The sequence below is a fragment of the Serratia sp. PL7 genome (assembly GCF_945957435.1).
The window spans coordinates 1-3,092 of the sequence record NZ_CAMFLB010000076.1 but is presented as its reverse complement, the minus strand read 5'-3'; the positions used below and the strand labels follow the sequence as shown (position 1 = coordinate 3,092).

Annotated in this window: 4 protein-coding genes; 2 read left to right on the top strand and 2 right to left on the bottom strand. The window is 35.7% G+C overall.

The features are described from left to right. Nucleotides 1-419 precede the first annotated feature (419 nt). Together N6G83_RS55035 and N6G83_RS54080 are read left to right on the top strand one after the other, a co-directional pair. A complete protein-coding gene (locus tag N6G83_RS55035) occupies nt 420-503 on the top strand; it encodes a type I toxin-antitoxin system Fst family toxin (protein ID WP_143139630.1) in 84 nt (27 codons plus the stop codon). Nucleotides 504-805: 302 nt separating this feature from the next. Beyond that, nucleotides 806-1,441 (top strand): hypothetical protein, encoded by a 636-nt coding sequence (locus N6G83_RS54080; protein ID WP_260524416.1) that lies wholly within the window; start codon nt 806-808, stop codon nt 1,439-1,441. A gap of 208 nt (nt 1,442-1,649) precedes the next feature. On the opposite strand, the gene N6G83_RS54075 is transcribed toward N6G83_RS54080, so the two are convergent. Continuing rightward, nucleotides 1,650-1,910 carry a hypothetical protein gene (locus N6G83_RS54075; protein ID WP_260524415.1) on the bottom strand — a complete coding sequence of 87 codons (261 nt, stop codon included), beginning with the start codon at nt 1,908-1,910 and terminating at the stop codon, nt 1,650-1,652. Between the two features lie 2 nt (nt 1,911-1,912). Then, nucleotides 1,913-2,881 carry a replication initiation protein gene (locus tag N6G83_RS54070; protein WP_260524414.1) on the bottom strand — a complete coding sequence of 323 codons (969 nt, stop codon included), beginning with the start codon at nt 2,879-2,881 and terminating at the stop codon, nt 1,913-1,915. Between the last annotated feature and the right edge of the window lie 211 nt (nt 2,882-3,092).

The window sequence follows — 3,092 nt, the reverse complement described above, 5'->3', positions numbered from 1 at the left end:
GTTTAAAAAGAGATTATAAAAGAGGGGGGCAAAAATTCCCGCCTAAAAAAGCTCATTTTTTTAGATAAACAGGTTCGCGAATTCTGCAAAACTGCAAATAAAAACCAAAAAACAAAAAAGGAGTGATAGCGTAGCTATCACATTTTACTTGCAGCGGTCGCTGTGCTCCCTCGCTAAAATCAACCCCAGTTATTAAGGAACCCTGTGTGAGAGCCTCACAGGCTGTCTAAGCCTCTCTAAGACGTTTTTAGTGGTTACAGCTAATCTTGTTCCTCAAGCGCCTTTCAGGCGGTCAGGGCAAGCCCTAACAACCCAAAACCCAAGCGTGGGACACATAGCCCACTTTAAGGTAATTATAGTATCGGGCAAGTATGCTATAATCGAATACGGCAACTTGCCCCTGAAAGGGGGTGCTATTCATGTACGAACTTATGTCTTTGGTTATCGCTCCACTCTTTGTGGGTCTAGTAATCACGCTAGTTAATCATTGGTTAGACGATTAGCAGATAACTTCGCAAGTTGTCCTAACCCACACGCCTATCCGCAAGGCGAATAAAAAAAGCCCAGACCTGTGACGAGGTCTGGGCTTTTGTGCTATTCATTACGAATTTATGTCTTCCGCAATTTGATTATAGCAAGTATTACCTGAAAAATCAAAATCTGAAAATATCCCTAAGTAAAAACAGTTTTTTGTAGGATAATCTTTTAATAATGTGACTGACCAGCCAATTTTGGCTGGTCAGTCACATTATTAAAAGATTATGATGCTATAATTATATAAAAACATTTATGGGGAGGAGATTGAATGGCCGATACTGTGTGGCTACAACGTGCTAAAAGTAATTTGTTACCTTTGAGTGAAGATAAAAATAACTTTTTTAAAGCAAAAAAAGAATGGGTTTATGTCGGTTTATTTGATAATGAAGAGGCTGATTTTGATTGTCAATTATGTGGTCATAAAGAAATCAGATATGAATATACAATCAAAAATAAGTTGAATCAAAATGAAATGATTGTTGGAAGTTCTTGTATAACAAAGTTCATAGACCATATGGCAGAGTCACATGAACATTTATACGATACTTCAGGGGATACAGTTACTGTTCAAAGAGTAGAACAAGATAAAGTTGATTACTGGGAGAAAATTCTATTCGACGCTTTGAATAGCAGATTTGTTAGAACCGAATTTCAACAAAGTATTACTAAACAAATCATGGAGGACGGAAAACTAACGATTAATCAAGCAAAATGTTTAAGATCATTTTATAATACTTTAAATCAAAATGAAAAAACTGCATTTAGAAATATTGTAAGTATAAAATTACGGAGAGATAAACATAAAGACCAATACGAAGACTTAACAGAGTTAGAAAAAAACTTTATTTTGAAATTATTAAGTTCCCAACAAAAGCAAAGAATGCGTGAGATATATGGAGATTAACCTGAGGGGCAAGCATCGGGTGTGTGCGCACACACCACCATTCCAAGTAGGATTTTTGCTTGCCTTTTGAAAAAGGCAAGCATCGGATATGGACGTCCATATCCTAAAATTCCAAATGGAATGCTTGTTAGGTTTCACCTAATACCGATAAAAAGCCTGAAGCAAAAAACGTTTTTTGCTTCAGGCTTTTTTGTCGCTTCGCTCGACTTTATTTTGAAAGAGTTGAAACAAGGTCATTCATTTTTTGCCAGTATTGTTCTACTCGTTTTAGTTCAGTATCTGACAGGGAAAATAAGTTGAGATTCAGCATTTCTTTGAATTGCTGATACAACAAAGCAAAAAATTTATTCCGGTTATCAATTTCGATATTTTCGTTCGTCAAATAACCAATCAATCGAGCGGTCGTACCTTTTGATAATTCATTCAATTGTTCGATTTTGAGTGTTTGGTTGTAATCGTAGGGCTTCAAAATCAATCCTCCTTCGAAAAAATATTGTGTAATTCACCGAGTAAATCATCTTTTTCAGAAGATGAAATTGAAGAATTAGTTTCGGAAATAGGCTCTTTTTCCTTTGAGTGTTTTTCTTTTTTCTCTAAGGCTTTGAGCTGTTCAAGCAACTCAACTTTTCTCTTTGCTTCTAAAATTTTATCGTCAATCGTTGTTGGTTGTTGTTCGTATTCTTTTTGTTTATCTGCTTGAGCTAAAGCCCTGTTTTGTTCTTCTTTGGTTGGTGCATGTTTGTTAAAGTCATCTGCTTTTTTTATTTCAGGCTTAAAGGAAAATTGATAGCCAATTACAGGCTTTCCACGACCTTTTCCGTATTTCTTTTTGATTGCTAGCCCTTTAAAGATTGCGGTTAATTCTTGTCGGATAGGCTTTATCACATTTTTATCAACGTCACTTTGCTGATAACTTTTAGGAATATCTAGCAACTCATGAAAATCTTCTTTGGAAAAATAGGCAAAACCTTTCGTTCTAAATTGTTTTAATAACCTAAACATGGTCTTAGAGTAGCTGCTTTGTAACTCATTGAATTGTTGTAAAGAGTAGCGTACCCACTCGTCTAAATTATTTAACAAAGGCAGAGCTTTTTCGTAAATTCGTATATCTACATAAGGCTCTTCAACGTCACCATTGATTCTAAATTCCGTAAACATCACAAACATATCGTAAGAAAGCCCAGACTCACTTCTACGACCAAAGCGTAACGATAAGATTTTCTCGTACGTTGCCTTTAAATCATCTACAAACCGCACGTTAGCAGTCGCTTTATAGTTACTCAGATCTTTCAGTTGGTCAAACGTAAAGCGGACGGTTTTATCGCCTTTTTCCCGCATTCTAGAAACAATAGAGAAGAACAGATTCATTTCAACTGGTGTGAATTTCCGTAAAGGAATCGTATTTAATTCATGATGGTATTTTACTATTTCATTCGCCATATAATCACCTCAGACCTTTTTAAGGTTATTATATCAAAGTACCACCCTTGAATCAACACGTCAAAACAGACAAAACCACCTTTAAAAACAGACAAAACCACCTTTAAAAACAGACAAAACCACCTTTAAAAACAGACAAAACCACCTTTAAAAGATTATGTATCCCTTGGGAGAGTAAGAACACAGCCGACGGTAAAGAGGTTTAAAAGAG

Coding starts and splice junctions, on each gene's coding strand:
- N6G83_RS55035 (WP_143139630.1), top strand. CDS start 420: ATGTACGAACTTATGTCTTTGGTTATCGCTCCACTCTTTGTGGGTCTA.
- N6G83_RS54080 (WP_260524416.1), top strand. CDS start 806: ATGGCCGATACTGTGTGGCTACAACGTGCTAAAAGTAATTTGTTACCT.
- N6G83_RS54070 (WP_260524414.1), bottom strand. CDS start 2,881: ATGGCGAATGAAATAGTAAAATACCATCATGAATTAAATACGATTCCT.